The following is an 18267-nucleotide window of genomic DNA, read 5'->3' on the forward strand; positions in this document are numbered from 1 at the left end:
CGGGCCGGAAGGTGCCGTTCGCGCGTGATTCCGACTTCCGCTGGGCGGCCGCCTGGCGGGAACTGACACCGGTACCTGATACGGCCGGTGCAGCACACAAGGAGAAACACCATGCCGAAGCCCGCCAAGGGTGCCCGTCTGGGCGGCAGCGCTGCGCACGAGAAGCTGCTTCTTGCGAACCTCGCGAAGTCGCTCTTCGAGCACGGCCGCATCACGACGACCGAGGCCAAGGCCCGCCGCCTGCGTCCGGTCGCCGAGCGCCTGATCACCAAGGCGAAGAAGGGCGACATCCACAACCGTCGCCTGGTCCTGCAGACGATCACGGACAAGGGCATCGTGCACACGCTCTTCACCGAGATCGCTCCGCGGTACGCCGAGCGCCCGGGTGGCTACACCCGTATCACCAAGATCGGCGGCCGTCGTGGCGACAACGCCCCGATGGCTGTGATCGAGCTGGTCGAGGGTGAGATCGCGAAGAAGGCGACCGTTGCCGAGGCCGAGGCCGCTGCCAAGCGCGCGGTCAAGGAAGACGCCCTCAAGAAGGACGAGGTCGTCGAGGACGCCGCTCCGGCGGATGAGTCCAAGGACGCCTGAGCGTTCTGAGGCTGACGGACGGGCCCGTATCCCTTCGGGGGTGCGGGCCCGTTCCGCATTGAGAGGATCAGCGCGTGAGCGATGAGGTGGAGCCCGGATACGTACGGGTGAGGCTGGATCTGTCGTACGACGGCAAGGACTTCTCCGGCTGGGCCAAGCAGCCCAGTGGCCGTGGCCTGCGGACGGTCCAGGGGGAGATCGAGGACGCGCTGCGTACGGTGACGCGGTCCTCGACGACGTACGAACTGACCGTCGCGGGCCGCACGGACGCGGGCGTGCACGCGCGGGGGCAGGTCGCGCACGTCGATCTTCCGCAGGACGTGTGGGACGAGCACCGGGAGAAGCTGCTGAAGCGGCTGGCCGGGCGGCTCTCGCGGGATGTGCGGATCTGGAGTGTGGCCGAGGCGCCTGCCGGGTTCAACGCGCGCTTCTCGGCGATCTGGCGGCGGTACGCGTACCGGGTGACCGACAACCCCGGAGGCGTGGATCCGCTGTTGCGCAGTCATGTGCTGTGGCACGACTGGCCGTTGGACGTGGCGGCCATGAACGCCGCGGCGGCCGGGCTGGTCGGGGAGCACGACTTCGCGGCGTACTGCAAGAAGCGCGAGGGCGCCACGACCATTCGTACGCTGCAGACGCTGCGGTGGGAGCGGGACGCGGCCGGGATCATCACCGCGACCGTGCGGGCGGACGCCTTCTGCCACAACATGGTGCGTTCGCTGGTCGGTGCGCTGCTGTTCGTGGGTGACGGGCACCGGCCGGTGGAGTGGCCCGCGAAGGTGCTGGCCGCGGGCGTACGGGACTCGGCAGTCCATGTCGTACGGCCGCACGGCCTCACGCTCGAGGAAGTCGGCTACCCCGCCGACGAGTTGCTGGCCGCCCGGAACCGGGAGGCCCGCAACAAGCGGACCCTGCCCGGTTCACTGTCCGGCGGGAGCGGTGGCTGCTGCTGAGGCCTGGGCCTCACCGCGGCGGACGATCTGACGGAAGGTGAACTCCGCCAGGTCGTCACCGATCTGGAAGGCCTTGGCGTCGCCCTTGGTGACGGACTTGGCCTTGGTGTAGCCGGTGGTGGTGAAGTAGGCGTACCGGCCGTAGGAGTTGTATGTGGACCGGCAGACCGGGCCGCCCTTGCAGAACGCGGGGACGCCGGAGCCGGGCAGCGGTGCGATGCTGCCCTGGGCCTGCTGTACGGCCTTCTTGGCCTTCGCCTCGTTCTCGAAGGTGGCCACGCCGACGGTGACCGCGATGCCGTTGGCGCTGTACGTGGCGCGGAAGACCTGCTCGCAGGCGTTGTTCTCGAGGATCCCGCCGAGAGCGCCGGTGGTGACGGAGCCGCAGTTGCCGGTGCGGGCCGTGGCGCCCTTGGTGTAGGCGCGGTCGCCCATCGTCAGCTTCTTGCCCGGGAAGAGGGTGTCTGCGCTGAGCGGCGCGGTGTCCTTCTTCTTGTCGGAGATGAAGTCCTTCGGGTTGGGCGGGGGCAGCGGGGCCACCGAGGAGAAGGACGGCTCGGGCTGGGTGGTGTCGTTGGGCAGGTCGGCAGGCGCGGGCAGTTCGCTCGCGTTCTTGTCCGCGGCCCCGGTGTTGTCGTCACTGTTGGACGAGACGATCGCGGTCGCCACGATGCCGGCGATCGCGGCGGTCGCGAGCGCGCCACCGCCGATCAGCAGCCACCGCCTGCGGCGGGTGCGTGCGGCGGAGGCGTTGGCGAGCGCGGCCCAGTCCGGTGTGTCCGCCGCGCTTGCCCGCAGGCCGAACGGATCCGGTGGCGCCGGAAGGGGGTTGTACGGGTCCTGGCGCTGCCCGCCGTACGGGTCCTGGTTCTGTTCCCCGTACGGGTCCTGGCCCTGTCTCCCGGACGGGAACTGGTTCTGTCCACCGGGGCTCCACTGAGGTCCCCCCTGCCCAAAGCTCATGCCGCGCATCCTAAACCTGTTGGGCCAGGGCGGTGGCGGCGGCGAGAATCGGAGCATGGGACATCTTGAGGCCGCGCATCTGGAGTACTACCTACCGGACGGACGGGTGCTCCTCGGCGACGCCTCGTTCCGGGTGGGGGAGGGCGCGGTGGTGGCCCTCGTGGGTGCCAATGGCGCCGGCAAGACGACACTGCTGCGGCTGATGGCGGGGGAGCTGCAGCCGCACGGCGGGACGGTGTCGGTCAGCGGCGGGCTCGGAGTGATGCCGCAGTTCGTCGGATCGGTGCGGGACGAGCGGACCGTACGGGATCTGCTGGTGTCGGTGGCCCAGCCGCGGATCAGGGAAGCGGCATCCGAGGTGGATGCCGCGGAGTATCTGATCATGACGGTCGACGACGAGGCCGCGCAGATGAAGTACGCGCAGGCGTTGAGCGACTGGGCGGAGGCGCGGGGGTACGAGGCCGAGACCGTCTGGGACATGTGCACGATGGCGGCGCTGGGGGTCCCGTACGAGAAGGCTCAGTTTCGCGAGCTGAAGACGCTGAGCGGGGGCGAGCAGAAGCGGCTGGTGCTCGAGGCGCTGCTGCGGGGGCCAGACGAGGTGCTGCTGCTCGACGAGCCGGACAACTATCTGGACGTCCCCGGGAAGCGGTGGCTGGAGGAGCGGCTGAAGGAGACCCGTAAGACGGTCCTCTTCGTCTCGCACGACCGGGAGCTGCTGTCCCGGGCGGCGGAGCGGATCGTGAGTGTGGAGCCGAGTCCGGCGGGGTCGGACGTGTGGGTGCACGGTGGCGGCTTCGGCACGTACCACGAGGCCCGCAAGGAGCGGTTCGCACGCTTCGAGGAGCTGAAGCGGCGCTGGGACGAGGAGCATGCGCGGCTGAAGGCACTGGTGCTGCGGCTGCGGAACCAGGCGGCGATCAGCCCCGACATGGCGTCGCGCTACCGGGCGATGCAGACCCGCTTCAAGAAGTTCGAGGACGCGGGACCGCCGCCGGAGCCGCCGCGCGAGCAGGAGATCCGGATGCGGCTGCGGGGCGGGCGGACCGGGGTGCGGGCGCTGACCTGTGCCGGGCTCGAGCTTTCCGGGCTGATGAAGCCGTTCGACCTGGAGGTCTTCTACGGGGAGCGGGTGGCGGTGCTCGGCTCGAACGGCTCGGGCAAGTCGCACTTCCTGCGGCTGCTGGCGGGGGACGCGTCGGTGGCGCACACGGGTGCGTGGAAGCTGGGCGCGCGAGTGGTGCCCGGGCACTTCGCGCAGACGCATGCGCATCCGGAGCTGCTGGGGCGGACGCTGGTCGACATTCTGTGGACCGAGCATGCGAAGGACCGGGGCGGGGCGATGTCGGTCCTGCGGCGGTACGAGCTGGAGCGGCAGGGGGACCAGCCCTTCGAAAAGCTGTCGGGCGGACAGCAGGCGCGCTTCCAGATCCTGCTGCTGGAGCTGGCCGGCACGACGGCGCTGCTGCTGGACGAGCCCACGGACAACCTGGACCTGGAGTCGGCGGAGGCGCTGCAGGAGGGGCTGGAGGCGTACGAGGGGACGGTGCTGGCCGTCACGCACGACAGGTGGTTCGCGAAGTCGTTCGACCGGTATCTGGTGTTCGGGTCGGACGGGGTGGTGCGTGAGACGGCGGAGCCGGTATGGGACGAGCGGAGGGTGGAGCGGGTGCGGTGAGGTGGTGAGGTCGGGGGTGCGGTGGGGCTGGGGCGCGGTGGGGCCTGGGCGCGGCCGGGCTGGGGCGCGGTCCGGGCGTGTCGCGCCGACCGGGCGTACAGCGGGTCATGCGCACCTACCCGGGCGTAGCATGGGGGCTGCGGCCCCGGCCGTAGGGCCATTTTGACCCGGGCGGGGGACCGCGGGTATTCTTCTGGTTCGTTATGCGTATTGGCTTGTTCATTCTCACGTGAGAGGCCCTTACGCCGGTCCGCCGGGCCGATGACCAGCGGCAGGCACACGGGTTGCGTCCCCGAGGTGCCGCCATGGCTGTCGTGATCGTCCGGGTGGCCCTGTCAGGACCCACTCACTGAAGAAGCGAAGGCTACGACCGTGCGTACGTACAGCCCCAAGCCCGGCGATGTCACGCGCCAGTGGCACATCATCGACGCGCAGGACATTGTCCTGGGCCGTCTGGCGACTACGGCAGCGAACCTCCTCCGGGGCAAGCACAAGCCGACTTACGCCCCCCACATGGACATGGGCGACTTCGTCATCATCATCAACGCCGAGAAGGTTCACCTCTCCGGCAACAAGAAGACCCAGAAGATGGCGTACCGCCACTCCGGGTACCCGGGTGGTCTGCGCTCCGTCCGCTACGACGAGCTGCTTGCCAAGAGCCCGGAGAAGGCTGTGGAGAAGGCCATCAAGGGCATGATCCCCAAGAACACCCTGGGTCGTCAGATGCTCTCGAAGCTGAAGATCTACGCGGGCGACCAGCACCCGCACGCTGCTCAGCAGCCGGTCCCGTTCGAGATCACCCAGGTCGCGCAGTAGTTCCGGCCACCCCCTAAGACGTACAGAAAGATCTGAGGAGAATCGTGGCCGAGACCACTGCAGAGACCCCCGTCGAGGGCACCGAGGCTGAAGAGACCTTCGCCGAGGTGACCACCTTCGAGTCGGAGGTTCCCGTCGAGGGCGAGTACACCAGCGAGTCGCTGGCGTCCCGCTTCGGCGACCCCCAGCCGGCTGCCGGCCTGGGCCGTCGCAAGAACGCCATTGCCCGCGTCCGGATCGTTCCGGGCACCGGCAAGTGGAAGATCAACGGTCGCACCCTTGAGGACTACTTCCCCAACAAGGTGCACCAGCAGGAAGTCAACGAGCCCTTCAAGGTGCTCGAGCTCGACAACCGCTACGACGTCATCGCCCGTATCTCGGGTGGCGGCGTCTCCGGTCAGGCCGGCGCCCTGCGCCTCGGTGTGGCCCGCGCCCTGAACGAGGCGGACGTGGACAACAACCGCGCCCCGCTGAAGAAGGCCGGCTTCCTGAGCCGCGACGACCGTGCGGTCGAGCGCAAGAAGGCCGGTCTCAAGAAGGCCCGCAAGGCCCCGCAGTACAGCAAGCGCTAAATCGCTCGCTGGCCTGTACGGCTTTTCGTTCGCCCCGGCGGCACTCAGTGCTGCCGGGGCGGCGTTCGTTCATGGACCACCTCGGGCGTATAACGGGCTATGGCGCTCAGAGGCTTGCATTTTCGGAGCATTTCGGAGGACAGCTGTGGGACGACTCTTCGGCACGGACGGTGTGCGCGGTGTCGCCAACGCGGATCTGACGGCTGAGCTCGCGCTCGGCCTGTCGGTCGCTGCGGCGCATGTGCTTGCCGAGGCGGGCACATTCGCAGGCCATCGGCCGACAGCGGTGGTCGGGCGTGACCCCCGTGCTTCGGGCGAGTTCCTGGAGGCCGCCGTCGTGGCGGGTCTCGCGAGCGCGGGCGTGGACGTCCTGCGCGTCGGTGTGCTGCCGACCCCTGCCGTGGCGTACCTCACCGGTGTGCTGGGTGCCGACCTCGGTGTGATGCTCTCCGCGAGCCACAACGCCATGCCGGACAACGGCATCAAGTTCTTCGCCCGCGGCGGGCACAAGCTGGCCGACGAGCTCGAGGACCGTATCGAGACCGTGTACGAGCAGCACCGGACCGGCGAGCCGTGGGAGCGGCCGACCGGCGCCGGTGTCGGCCGGGTGACCGACTACGACGAGGGCTTCGACAAGTACGTCGCGCATCTGATCGCCGTACTGCCGAACCGGCTCGACGGGCTGAAGGTCGTCCTCGACGAGGCGCACGGCGCGGCCTCCCGTGTCTCGCCCGAGGCGTTCGCGCGGGCCGGGGCCGAGGTCATCACGATCGGCGCCGAGCCGGACGGGCTCAACATCAACGACGGGTGCGGATCCACGCACCTGGGGCTCCTGAAGGCGGCCGTCGTCGAGCACGGCGCGGCCTTCGGCATCGCGCACGACGGTGACGCGGACCGCTGCCTCGCCGTGGACGGCGACGGCCAGGAGATCGACGGCGACCAGATCCTCGCTGTGCTGGCGCTCGCCATGCGAGAGGCCGGAACGCTGCGCGGGGACACCGTCGTCGCCACCGTCATGTCCAACCTCGGCTTCAAGCTGGCGATGGAGCGCGAGGGTGTGCAGCTGGTGCAGACCGCGGTCGGCGACCGGTACGTCCTGGAGTCGATGAAGGCCGAGGGGTACGCGCTGGGCGGCGAGCAGTCCGGTCACGTGATCGTGCTCGACCACGCGACGACCGGCGACGGCACGCTCACGGGCCTGATGCTGGCGGCCCGCGTCGTCGCGACGGGCCGTTCGCTGGCCGAACTGGCCTCGGTCATGCAGCGACTGCCGCAGGTGCTCATCAATGTGCCGGACGTCGACAAGTCGCGGGTGAAGACCTCCGCGGAGCTGGCGACCGCCGTCGCCGAGGCGGAGCACGAGCTGGGTGCCACCGGTCGCGTACTGCTGCGCCCGTCGGGCACGGAGCCGCTGGTACGGGTGATGGTCGAGGCCGCCGACATCGAGCAGGCCCGGTCGGTGGCCGGCCGCCTCGCCGACGTCGTCAAGTCCGCGCTGGGCTGACCTCAGAAGTCGTCGGCCCGATAAGTCGCCGACCTCAGAAATCGTCGATACGCCGCTCGGTCCCCAGGGGCCGCGCGGCGTATCGCGTTTCTACAGCAGGGACTTTGCCGCCGCCCGCTGCCGCTGCCTCGCCCACAGGTACTTCTGGAGCAGCAGCGTCAACGTCCCCGCCAGCACGATGCCCAGCAGATTCAGCAGCAGCTGCTCCGCGGAGCCCCACGCCTGCCGGTAATCCTGGTAGCTGAACGCCACCGCCGCGTTCGCCGCCGCCGGGACCGTCGTGACCGAGATCGCCACGCCCACCAGCGCGCCCGACTTCGCCGACGTCAGCGACAGCATGCCCGCCGCGCCCGCCAGCACCGCGACGACGAACGAGAACCAGTCCGGGCGGTAGATGAAGTTCGTGTTGGGTCGTTCCGCCTGCAGCTTCGCCGCCTCGAAGAGGTTCACCCAGTCCATGAAGTAGCTGAAGGCCACCGTCACCAGCATCGCCACGGCGAAGCCCGCGATCAGTGCCAGGAGGGAGCGCCACGCCAGCCGCGGGGCGCGCTGGACCAGTGCCGTGCAGAAGCCGGCCAGCGGGCCGAACTCCGGGCCCACCGCCATCGCGCCCACGATCAGGATCGCGTTGTCCAGCACCACACCGCACGCCGCGATCATCGTCGCCAGCGCCAGGAACGTGATGTACGTGAAGCTGAGCGTCGACTCCTCGTGCGTCGCGTCCGTCAGGTGCTCCCAGAGCACCGCGTCCGCACCCTCGCCCGGAGCCTCTTCCTCGGCCTTGTCGGCCCGCCTGGACAGTGACAGGTCGATGTTCTCGACGGCGATCGAGCCGGACTCGTCGATGCCGAGCACCCGCAGTCCGTCGATCAGTTCGTCGCCCGCCTCCCGGGCCACGTCGCACAGCACCAGGTCCCCCTGGGGATTGCGGGCGGCGCCGGGGACGACCGCGAGGTGCGTCGTGCCGACCGTCCGCTCGATGAGCCGGACGACTTCGGCGGTCCGGTCGGCGGGGGTGATCAGGCGCAGATGCAGCACGCGCTGGGCTCCTCGGAGTCCTCAGAGTTTGCGGAGGGACAGGCGCTGGACCTTGTGGTCGGGGCCCTTGCGCAGCACCAGCGTGGCGCGGCCGCGCGTCGGTGCCACGTTCTCCAGCAGATTGGGCTTGTTGATGGTGCGCCACATCGTACGGGCGTAGTCCAGGGCCTCGTCCTCGGAGACCTGGGTGTACTTCCTGAAGTACGAGAAGGGGTTCTGGAACGCCGTCTCGCGCAGCTTGCGGAAGCGGTTGAGGTACCAGGTCTCGATGTCCTCGGGGCGCGCGTCGACGTACACGCTGAAGTCGAAGTAGTCGGCGAGGCCGACCCGGGTGCGGCCGTCCTGGCCGGGCAGGGCCGGCTGGAGGACGTTGAGGCCCTCGACGATCAGGATGTCGGGGCGGCGGACGGTGAGGCGCTCGTCCGGCACGATGTCGTAGATCAGGTGGGAGTAGACCGGCGCGGTGACCTCTTCCTTGCCGGCCTTGATGTCGGCGACGAAACGGGTCAGGGCCCGGCGGTCATACGACTCGGGGAAACCCTTCCGCGACATCAGGCCGCGCCGCTTGAGCTCCTCCATGGGGTAGAGGAAGCCGTCGGTGGTGACCAGCTCTACCCGCGGATGCTCCGGCCAGCGGGCCAGCATCGCCTGGAGGACACGGGCGACGGTGGACTTGCCGACCGCGACGGAGCCCGCGACTCCTATGACGAAGGGCGTGCCGCGCTGCTCGCCGTGGCCGTTGCCGGCGTCACCGAGGAAGGTGTTGAGCGCGCCGCGGAGACCGGCCGTGGCCTGTACGTACAGATTGAGCAGACGGGACAGCGGGAGGTAGACGTCCCGTACCTCGTCCAGGTCGATGACATCGCCCAGTCCGCGCAGCCTTTCGACCTCCTCGGCGGTGAGGGGGAGCGGGGTTCTGTCGCGCAGGGCGCTCCACTCCGCGCGGGTGAGGTCGACGTAGGGCGTCGACGCTGGTTCGGCCCGGCGGTGGGCGCTTCGTGGCGGCGAAGAGATCACCTGAACATTGTCGTGGCTCGGGAGGATCAGTGGGGGGTGGAGTCGGTCACGTGGATCGGGGGCGTGGGTTCAAAGACATCGCGGCGGAAACCGGTCCGCAAGTGTCAGTGCCATGACATACCCTGCGTGCATTGGCCGCGCACCGCGCCTAGGGGCGGCGCACGGGGGTGTCGTGCGGCCTTCTCTTGTCACCCGGTCAGTCACCGGGTTTCTTTCGTGGGGGTACACATCACTGTGCGTACGCGCAGCATCTCGACCGCGACGGCGCTCGCGGTCCTCTTCAGCTCGGCCGCGCTGGTCGCGGCTTCGGCGGGGTCGGCCGCGGCGGACTCCAGCAAAATCCTGTCGGTGAAGTCGGTCGGCGACCTCGTTGTGGACGGCATCCACCAGCGGGTCTACGTCTCCGACCCGAGCGGCGGAAAGATCGTGGTCACGGACTACGAGGGCAGCGTCAAGGCGACGGTCACCGGGCTGCCCGGTGTGAGCGGCCTCGCCCTGTCCGCCGACTCCGGCCAGGTGTACGCGGCCGTCAAGGGCGACGACCGGATCGTCTCGGTGGAGACGCAGACTTACACGCAGACGGCGAGCTACAAGCTGAACGGCGCCGATGCCCCGACCACTCTGGAGGCCGTGGACGGCCGTCTGTGGTTCGGCTACGGCGGGGGCCTCGGATCGCTCGACATCTCCGGCGCCGAGCCCGTCGTCAAGCTCGCGCAGAACGGGGGCGTCGGCTTCGGAACCGCGCCGCTCCTCGGCGCCGACCCGGCGGCGCCGGGCGTCCTGGTGGCGGGGTGGGGCGGCACGCTCGCCGTGTACGACGTCTCGGCCGACGGGGCCGCGCTGCGTGTCTCCGGCAGCATGGACACCGCCGTGAGGCAGCTGGATCTGACGCCCGACGGGCAGCAGGTGCTCACGTCCTGGGACGGCAGCGGCGCCGGGTACGGGCTCCCCGCGTACTCCACCTCCGACCTCAAGCAGGTCGGCAGGTACCCGATCGACGCCTACCCGAATGCCGTGGCCGTCGCGCCCGACGGCACCGTCGCGGGCGGAAGTTCCTCCTGGTACGACCCCGACGTCCACATCCACAGGCCGGGCGACCCTGCGCCGACGCGGGAGTACGAGTTCCCCAACACCGGCAACAGCAGCGGCGGTGACACCCTGGTCGACGGCGCGCTGGCCTGGGCGCCGGACCGCAGCCGGGTGTTCGCGGTGTCGGAGAACAGCTACGGCACGTTCAGCCTGCGCGCACTGACCGACCCCACCAAGGAGCTCCCCACCCTGAAGGTGTCGGCTCCCGCCAAGGGCACCCGGGGCACGAAGCTCACCGTCACCGGGAAGCTGACGTCGAAGTCGGCACCCCCGGCGGGCGAATCCCTCAAGGTGACCCGTACGGACATCGAGTCGCCGAACGGCAAGGCGCTGCCCTCCGTCACAACGAAGTCCGACGGCAGCTTCTCCTTCACGGACACGCCGCCCGCCGGCGGCAAGGCCACCTACAAGGTCTCGTACGCGGGTGACGCGACGCACGCCGCGGCGGCCTCGTCCGCCTCGGTGGACATCACCCGGGCCGTGAGCTCCCTCACCCTGAACCGCAACGGCGGCGTCTACGCGTACGGCGCGGACGTGTCCTTCACCGCCCGCCTCGGCACCACGTACAAGAACCGTGTCGTCGAGATCTGGTCCGACCCCTACGGCGACACACCGAAGAGGCTCATCAAGAAGGGCACGGTCAACTCCAGCGGCAACCTGTCGGTCGCCGTGGACATGACCCGCGACACGACCGTCACCGCCGTCTTCGCGGGCGACGCCCGCTACGCGCCGAAGACAGTGAAGTCGACCGCGTACGCCAGGGTGAACGTCTCCACCTCCGTCTCCAAGCACTACAAGACCGGCAGGATCGGCTCCACGACCTACTACTACTTCCACAAGAAGACCGCACCGGTCTTCACCACGACGATGAGCTACTACAAGGGTCGCAAGCAGCTGTTCCAGCTCCAGGTGTACTACCAGGGCAAGTGGCAGGACGCGGGCTCCCAGTACTTCGCCCTGGGCACCAACGGGAAGTCCGCCGTCAGCCTCGAGGCACCGGGCGAGTCCGGCATCCGCGCCCGGATGCGCTCGTCGTACATCGACGGCTCCTCCGGCGACAGCGCGAACTACACGACCCACGGGGCCTGGAAGTACATCTACTTCTCCAACTAGACCCGGTAACGCCCACTCGGCAGGAAAGCGGCCCCCCGTGCGTAACGCGGGGGGCCGTTCCGGCTGACGCCATGTCCCGGAATCCGGGTGTGCCGCCGTAGGCTGCCGACATGTGCGGAATCGTGGGGTACGTCGGCGGACAGTCGGCGCTTGATGTGGTCATCGCGGGCCTCAAGCGGCTCGAGTACCGGGGCTACGACTCGGCCGGTGTGGCGGTACTCGCCGACGGCGGTCTCGCCGCGGCGAAGAAGGCGGGCAAGCTGGTCAATCTGGAGAAGGAGCTGGTGGACCGGCCGCTTCCGAGCGGGTTCACCGGCATCGGGCACACCCGGTGGGCCACGCACGGCGGCCCGACCGACACCAATGCCCATCCCCATCTGGACAATGCGGGGCGCGTCGCCGTTGTGCACAACGGCATCATCGAGAACTTCGCCGCTCTGCGGGCCGAGTTGGAGACGCGCGGCCACGAGCTGAAGTCGGAGACCGACACCGAAGTCGTGGCGCATCTGCTCGCCGAGTCGTTCTCGTCGTGCGGGGACCTGGCGGAGTCCATGCGCCAGGTGTGCCGACAGCTGGAGGGCGCCTTCACGCTGGTCGCGGTGCACGCGGACGAGCCGGACGTGGTGGTGGGCGCCCGGCGCAACTCCCCGCTGGTGGTGGGCGTCGGCGAGGGCGAGTCCTTCCTCGCCTCCGATGTGGCCGCCTTCATTGCGCATACGCGGTCCGCCATCGAGCTGGGCCAGGACCAGGTGGTGGAACTGCGCCGGGACGGCGTGACGGTGACGGACTTCGACGGGGCGCCCGCTCAGGTGCGGTCGTACCACGTGGACTGGGATGTCTCGGCAGCGGAGAAGGGGGGATACGACTACTTCATGCTCAAGGAGATCGCCGAGCAGCCGAAGGCGGTCGCCGACACCCTGCTCGGCCGGATCGACGCGGAGGGCTCGCTCAGCCTCGACGAGGTGCGGATTCCGGTGTCCGTGCTGCGGGAGGCCGACAAGGTCGTCATCGTCGCCTGCGGCACCGCCTTCCACGCCGGGATGATCGCCAAGTACGCCATCGAGCACTGGACGCGCATCCCGTGCGAGGTCGAGCTGGCGAGCGAGTTCCGCTACCGGGACCCGATTTTGGACCAGCGGACGCTGGTGATCGCGATCTCGCAGTCCGGCGAGACCATGGACACCCTGATGGCGCTGCGGCACGCGCGCGAGCAGGGCGCGAAGGTGCTGGCCATCTGCAATACGAACGGCTCGACGATCCCGCGGGAGTCGGACGCCGTGCTGTACACGCACGCGGGGCCCGAGGTCGCCGTCGCGTCGACCAAGGCGTTTCTGACGCAGCTGGTGGCCTGTTATCTGGTGGCGCTGTATCTGGGGCAGGTGCGCGGCACCAAGTGGGGTGACGAAATCCGGGCCGTCGTCCGGGACTTGGCCCAGATCTCCGGCGAGGTCGAGCGGGTCCTGGAGACCATGGAGCCGGTGCGGGCGCTGGCGCGCTCGCTCGCGGACAAGAACACCGTGCTGTTCCTGGGCCGTCATGTGGGCTATCCGGTGGCGCTGGAGGGCGCGCTGAAGCTCAAGGAGCTGGCGTACATGCACGCGGAGGGGTTCGCGGCGGGTGAGCTCAAGCACGGGCCGATCGCGCTGATCGAGGAGGATCTGCCGGTGGTGGTCGTCGTGCCGTCGCCGCGCGGGCGCTCCGTACTGCACGACAAGATCGTCTCGAATATCCAGGAGATCCGGGCGCGCGGAGCGCGGACGATCGTGATCGCGGAGGAGGGGGACGAGACAGTCGTGCCGTACGCGGACCATCTCATCCGGATCCCGGCGACACCGACGCTGCTGCAGCCGCTGGTCGCGACCGTGCCGCTGCAGGTCTTCGCGTGCGAACTGGCGACGGCGCGCGGCAACGAGGTCGACCAGCCGAGGAATCTCGCGAAGTCGGTGACAGTGGAGTGATCATCGGGGTGGGGATCGACGTTGCCGAGATCGACCGCTTCGCCGCGTCGATGCGGCGTACACCGGGGATGGCCGGACGAGTGTTCCTGGACCGGGAGTTGTTGCTGCCGAGCGGTGAGCAGCGCGGCTACGCCTCTTTGGCGGCACGGTTCGCCGCCAAGGAGGCGGTCGCCAAGGCGCTCGGCGCGCCCGGCGGGCTGCACTGGACGGACGCCGAGGTGTACGTCGAGGACAGCGGGCAGCCGCGGCTGCGGGTGCGCGGGACGGTCGCGGCACGGGCGGCGGAACTCGGTGTGCGGTCGTGGCATGTCTCGCTGAGCCATGACGCGGGAGTGGCGTCGGCCGTGGTGATCGCGGAGGGTTGACCGTATGCGTACCGCTTACAGCGTGGAGACCGTACGGGCCGCCGAGGCCGAGCTGATGGCGCGGCTGCCCGAAGGCGCGCTCATGCAGCGCGCGGCCGCCGGACTGGCCGCCGCCTGCGCCGCTCTGCTGGGCCGGGTGTACGGGGCGCGGGTCGTCCTGCTCGTCGGGAGCGGGGACAACGGCGGCGACGCGCTGTACGCGGGGGCCCGGCTGGCCCGCCGCGGGGCCGGGGTCGCGGCGGTGCTGATGGGGGCGCGCGCACACGAGGGCGGCCTCGCGGCCCTCCTCGGTGCCGGCGGACGGGTCGCGGACGACCCCTTCGAGGTACTGGCCGTCGCGGACCTGGTCATGGACGGCGTCACCGGGATCGGTGGGCGCGGCGGGCTGCGTCCCGACACGGTGCCGGTGGTGCGGGCGGCGCGCGGGTCCAACGCCGTCGTGGTCGCCGTCGACCTGCCGAGCGGCGTCGAGGCGGACACCGGTGAGGTGCGGGGCGAGGCCCTGCACGCGGATGCGACGGTGACCTTCGGTACGTACAAACCGGGGCTGCTCATCGACCCGGCGCGGGAGTACGCAGGGACGGTACGGCTCGTCGGCATCGGGCTCGAGGACCATCTGCCGTCCGTGCCCGATCTCGAGGCGCTCCAACACGAGGATGTGGCATGGCTGTTGCCGGCGCCGGCCGCGGAGAGCGACAAGTACCGGCGGGGTGTCGTCGGCGTCGCCGCCGGGTCCGCGCGCTATCCGGGCGCGGCGGTGCTTTCGGTGGCGGGTGCGCTGCGCGGCGGCTCCGGGGCCGTGCGGTATGTCGGGCCCGCGGCCGACGCGGTGATCGCCCGCTTCCCCGAGAGCCTGGTGCACAGGGGGCCGCCCGCGAAGGCGGGACGGGTCCAGGCGTGGGTCGTCGGGCCGGGGATCGGTGACGACGCCGAAGTGGTGGGCGAAGTCCTGGACTCCGACGTCCCCGTGCTGGTCGACGCGGACGGGCTGCGGCTGCTGGACGCGGCGGCGGTACGGGACCGCGGCGCGCCCACGCTGCTGACCCCGCACGCCGGAGAGGCGGCCGCGCTGCTCGGCGTGGCGCGCGAGGAGGTGGAGTCGGCGCGACTGGCCTCCGTACGGGAGCTGGCCTCGCGCTATGGAGCGACGGTGCTGCTCAAGGGCTCGACGACACTGGTTGCCGCGCCGGACAACGGCCGGTCCCCGGTCCGGGTCAATCCGATGGGCACGCCATGGCTGGCCACGGCGGGCAGCGGCGATGTGCTCTCCGGCCTCGCCGGCTCGCTGATGGCCGCGGGGCTCGACGCGCGGGACGCGGGGTCGGCCGCCGCGTATCTGCACGGGCTTGCTGCCCGCCATGCGGCGTCCCAGGGCACGCCGATCACGGCGTACGAGGTTGCGGCGGCACTCCCGGCCGCCTGGCGCGATGTGCACGACTGACGGGCGGGCGTGATGTGGGCGGGATGCGGGCGTGGCGCGCCGGTGTGACGCGCCTGCCTGACGCGCCTGTGTGACGCAGCCGCCGCTGGTTCCGCCCCTGGTGGTACGAGTGTTGTCGTACGCCTCTGAGACACTGGGCGCGATGAGCACGACACTGCCCCTCCGAGCCCGCGCCGAGATCGACCTCGCGGCCCTGCGCGCCAATGTGCGCGCGCTGCGCGCCCGCGCGCCCCGCGCTGCCCTGATGGCCGTGGTGAAGTCGGACGCGTACGGACACGGCATGGTGCCCTGCGCCAGGGCGGCGCTGGAGGCCGGCGCCACCTGGCTCGGCACCGCCACGCCCCACGAGGCCCTCGCGCTGCGCGCCGCCGGCATCCAAGGGCGGGTGATGTGCTGGCTGTGGACGCCGGGCGACCCCTGGCGCGAAGGCGTCGAGGCCGATCTCGACATGTCGGTGAGCGGCCTGTGGGCGCTGCGCGAAGTCACCGCCGCGGCTCGGGAGGCCGGGCGTACGGCCCGTATCCAGCTCAAGGCCGACACCGGCCTGGGGCGCAACGGCTGTCAGCCCGCCGACTGGCCCGAGCTGGTCGCGGCCGCGCTCGCCGCCGAGGCCGAGGGCACCGTCAAGGTCACCGGCCTGTGGTCGCACTTCGCCTGCGCCGACGAGCCGGGACACCCGTCGATCGCCGCGCAACTGGACGTGTTCCGCGAGGTGGTGGCGTACGCCGAGAAGGCGGGCATCGAGCCCGAGGTCCGGCACATGGCCAACTCCCCGGCGACGCTGACCGTCCCGGAAGCGCACTTCGATCTCGTTCGGACCGGCATCGCGATGTACGGCGTCTCGCCCAGCCCCGAGCTGGGCACGCCCGCGGACTTGGGGCTGCGGCCCGTGATGACGCTCGCCGCGTCCGTGGCGCTGGTCAAGCAGGTCCCGGCGGGGCACGGCGTCAGCTACGGGCATCACTACGTCACGACGTGCGAGACGACGCTCGGCCTGATTCCCCTCGGTTACGCGGACGGCATTCCGCGCCATGCCTCGGGCCGTGGCCCGGTGCTGGTCGGCGGCGAGTGGCACCGGGTCGCGGGCCGGGTGGCGATGGACCAGTTCGTGGTCGATCTCGGCCCGGACGGCGGCTCGGTCGCGGAAGGGGCACAAGCGCTGCTGTTCGGACCGGGCGACCGGGGCGAGCCGACCGCCGAGGACTGGGCCGAGGCGGCGGACACCATCGCATACGAGATTGTCACCCGCATCGGAACGAGGGTTCCGCGCGTCTATCTGAACGAGGACTCCGACGAGTAGGAGCGGCACGGTGAGCGAGACCAGCACGGGGGACGCCGTGGCGGCCGCGGCGACGGCTGCCACGACGGGCAACTGGCGCCGGGCGGGCATCGCCGGCGCCGCGATAGGTGTGATCGCGGCCGGTGCGGCGGCGGGCGTGGCGATCGAGCGGATGACGGTCGGCCGCGGTATGCGCCAGAAGGCGCGGCTGGCGCTGGACGCGTCCGGGCCGTACGGCTCACTGCGCGGCCTGCCGGGCAAGGCGCTCGCCGACGACGGCACGGAGCTCTACTACGAGGCCGACGAGGTGGACCCGGAGGCGGGCGGCCCGCGTCGGCGCCGGCTCTTCGGCCGCAAGGCGCCGGCGCCGGTCACTGTGATCTTCAGCCATGGCTACTGTCTGAGCCAGGACTCCTGGCACTTCCAGCGGGCCGCGCTGCGCGGTCTGGTGCGTACGGTGTACTGGGACCAGCGCAGCCACGGCCGTTCGGCCCGCGGCGCGGCGCAGGCCGGCCCGGACGGCGTGCCGGTCTCCATCGACCAGCTGGGCCGCGACCTCAAGGCGGTCATCGACGCGGCCGCGCCCGAGGGCCCGCTGGTACTGGTCGGCCACTCCATGGGCGGCATGACGATCATGGCGCTCGCCGACCACTTCCCTGAGCTGGTACGGGAGCGGGTCGTCGGCGTCGCCTTCGTCGGCACCTCGTGCGGAAAGCTCGGCGAGGTCAACTACGGGCTGCCGGTCGCGGGCGTGAACGTGGTGCGGCGGGTGCTGCCCGGTGTGCTCAAGGCCCTCGGCTCGCAGGCCGAACTGGTCGAGCGGGGCCGCCGGGCCACCGCCGATCTCTTCGCCGGCCTCATCAAGCGGTACTCCTTCTCGTCCAAGGACGTGGACCCGGCGGTGGCGCGATTCGCGGAGCGGCTCATCGAGTCGACCCCGATCGATGTGGTCGCGGAGTTCTATCCGGCGTTCGTGGAGCACGACAAGGCCGAGGCGCTCGCCGTCTTCCTCGAGGTGCCGGTGCTGGTCCTGGCCGGTGACAAGGACCTGGTGACACCGAGCTCGCACAGCGAGGCGATCGCGGACCTGCTGCCGGACTCGGAGCTGGTGATCGTGCCGGACGGCGGGCATCTGGTGATGCTGGAGCACCCGGAGGTCGTCACGGACCGGCTTGCGGACCTGCTGGCCCGGGTCGGGGCGGTTCCGGCAGCGGCTAACGTTGGCCCGTATGGAAGCACCGCACAGCCCGGCGGCTGAGACCACCGCGGCCACCACCGCCAACGTCACCGTCACCGCCCGCCTTGCCGTTGAATCGCCCGAGCAGATGCAGGAGCTGGGGCGCAGGCTCGCGAAACTGCTGCGCCCCGGCGATCTGGTGATGCTCACCGGTGAGCTCGGCGCGGGCAAGACGACGCTGACCCGCGGCCTGGGGGAGGGCCTCGGGGTCCGTGGCGCCGTCACGTCCCCGACCTTCGTCATCTCGCGCGTCCACCCCTCGCTGACCGGCGGCCCGGCCCTGGTCCATGTGGACGCGTACCGGCTGGGCGGCGGCCTCGACGAGATGGAGGACCTCGATCTCGATGTCTCGCTGCCGGAGTCGGTGGTGGTCGTGGAGTGGGGTGACGGCAAGGTCGAGGACCTCACGGAGGACCGGCTGCATGTGCTGATCCACCGGGTCGTGGGCGACACGGACGACGACCGTCGCGAGGTCACCCTGACCGGGTTCGGCGCGCGCTGGGCCCAGGTGGATCCGGCTCTCCTGGCCGGCTGACGCGCCGCCGGGCTGAGCCCGAAAGGTTGGTCGTTCCGACAAGTCGTCGGCAAAGTGTTGCGCGGGCCCTGCCGCGCGTGGTCACATGGTATGGAGACCTGGTTAGGTCTACCTA

At 70.5% G+C, this 18267-nt stretch carries 16 protein-coding genes; 13 read left to right on the forward strand and 3 right to left on the reverse strand.

The genetic code is table 11. The annotated features are described in order from the left end of the window. Positions 1-111: 111 nt before the first annotated feature. Both rplQ and truA read left to right on the forward strand, forming a co-directional pair. Positions 112-594 carry a 50S ribosomal protein L17 gene (rplQ, locus tag ACFYXH_RS01255; protein WP_327325493.1) on the forward strand — a complete coding sequence of 161 codons (483 nt, stop codon included), beginning with the start codon at positions 112-114 and terminating at the stop codon, positions 592-594. 74 nt (positions 595-668) lie between these two features. Further along, entirely contained in the window at positions 669-1547 is an 879-nt protein-coding gene (truA, locus tag ACFYXH_RS01260) for a tRNA pseudouridine(38-40) synthase TruA (RefSeq protein WP_389559560.1), read from the forward strand. Here truA and ACFYXH_RS01265 read toward each other — a convergent pair. Then, on the reverse strand, positions 1515-2510 hold the full coding sequence (locus tag ACFYXH_RS01265; protein WP_389559562.1) for a hypothetical protein: 996 nt from the start codon (positions 2508-2510) through the stop codon (positions 1515-1517). The two genes, truA and ACFYXH_RS01265, sit on opposite strands and share 33 nt — an antisense overlap. Before the next feature lie 55 nt (positions 2511-2565). Here ACFYXH_RS01265 and ACFYXH_RS01270 point away from each other — a divergent pair, with 55 nt between their 5' ends. From ACFYXH_RS01270 to glmM, 4 genes are all read left to right on the forward strand, one after another. Further along, the gene (locus tag ACFYXH_RS01270; protein WP_389559564.1) at positions 2566-4188 is read left to right on the forward strand and encodes an ABC-F family ATP-binding cassette domain-containing protein; all 1623 of its coding nucleotides are present in this window, start codon (positions 2566-2568) and stop codon (positions 4186-4188) included. A gap of 372 nt (positions 4189-4560) precedes the next feature. Further along, positions 4561-5004 carry a 50S ribosomal protein L13 gene (gene rplM, locus ACFYXH_RS01275; protein ID WP_005313471.1) on the forward strand — a complete coding sequence of 148 codons (444 nt, stop codon included), beginning with the start codon at positions 4561-4563 and terminating at the stop codon, positions 5002-5004. A gap of 44 nt (positions 5005-5048) precedes the next feature. Then, positions 5049-5576 (forward strand): 30S ribosomal protein S9, encoded by a 528-nt coding sequence (gene rpsI / locus ACFYXH_RS01280; protein ID WP_327325497.1) that lies wholly within the window; start codon positions 5049-5051, stop codon positions 5574-5576. A 145-nt stretch (positions 5577-5721) separates the two neighbouring features. Next, positions 5722-7080 (forward strand): phosphoglucosamine mutase, encoded by a 1359-nt coding sequence (gene glmM / locus ACFYXH_RS01285; protein WP_389559565.1) that lies wholly within the window; start codon positions 5722-5724, stop codon positions 7078-7080. Between the two features lie 90 nt (positions 7081-7170). Here glmM and ACFYXH_RS01290 read toward each other — a convergent pair whose 3' ends face one another. Next, a complete protein-coding gene (locus ACFYXH_RS01290) occupies positions 7171-8118 on the reverse strand; it encodes a DUF389 domain-containing protein (RefSeq protein ID WP_389559567.1) in 948 nt (315 codons plus the stop codon). Positions 8119-8139: 21 nt separating this feature from the next. Beyond that, positions 8140-9135, reverse strand: coding sequence for a type I pantothenate kinase (coaA, locus tag ACFYXH_RS01295; RefSeq protein ID WP_389559569.1), 996 nt, complete (start codon positions 9133-9135; stop codon positions 8140-8142). Positions 9136-9369: 234 nt separating this feature from the next. Between coaA and ACFYXH_RS01300 the strand changes: the two genes are divergently transcribed. From ACFYXH_RS01300 to tsaE, 7 genes are all read left to right on the forward strand, one after another. Further along, the gene (locus ACFYXH_RS01300; RefSeq protein WP_389559571.1) at positions 9370-11337 is read left to right on the forward strand and encodes an Ig-like domain repeat protein; all 1968 of its coding nucleotides are present in this window, start codon (positions 9370-9372) and stop codon (positions 11335-11337) included. Between the two features lie 110 nt (positions 11338-11447). After that, positions 11448-13295: a glutamine--fructose-6-phosphate transaminase (isomerizing) gene (gene glmS, locus ACFYXH_RS01305; protein ID WP_389559573.1), complete on the forward strand. Its 1848-nt coding sequence runs from the start codon at positions 11448-11450 to the stop codon at positions 13293-13295. After that, positions 13292-13660: a holo-ACP synthase gene (locus ACFYXH_RS01310; protein WP_326651965.1), complete on the forward strand. Its 369-nt coding sequence runs from the start codon at positions 13292-13294 to the stop codon at positions 13658-13660. The genes glmS and ACFYXH_RS01310 overlap by 4 nt, the downstream gene beginning before the upstream one ends. A gap of 4 nt (positions 13661-13664) precedes the next feature. Then, the gene (locus ACFYXH_RS01315) at positions 13665-15101 is read left to right on the forward strand and encodes an NAD(P)H-hydrate dehydratase (RefSeq protein ID WP_389559575.1); all 1437 of its coding nucleotides are present in this window, start codon (positions 13665-13667) and stop codon (positions 15099-15101) included. Between the two features lie 142 nt (positions 15102-15243). After that, entirely contained in the window at positions 15244-16401 is a 1158-nt protein-coding gene (alr, locus tag ACFYXH_RS01320) for an alanine racemase (RefSeq protein ID WP_389559577.1), read from the forward strand. 10 nt (positions 16402-16411) lie between these two features. Further along, positions 16412-17638 (forward strand): alpha/beta fold hydrolase, encoded by a 1227-nt coding sequence (locus ACFYXH_RS01325; RefSeq protein ID WP_389559578.1) that lies wholly within the window; start codon positions 16412-16414, stop codon positions 17636-17638. Next, complete coding sequence (gene tsaE / locus ACFYXH_RS01330; RefSeq protein ID WP_389559580.1) at positions 17610-18152, forward strand: tRNA (adenosine(37)-N6)-threonylcarbamoyltransferase complex ATPase subunit type 1 TsaE; 543 nt, start codon at positions 17610-17612, stop codon at positions 18150-18152. Before ACFYXH_RS01325 ends, tsaE begins: the two co-directional genes overlap by 29 nt. Positions 18153-18267: the final 115 nt, after the last annotated feature.

Origin of the sequence: Streptomyces sp. NPDC002730, assembly GCF_042888805.1 — a bacterium.
Classification (GTDB): domain Bacteria; phylum Actinomycetota; class Actinomycetes; order Streptomycetales; family Streptomycetaceae; genus Streptomyces.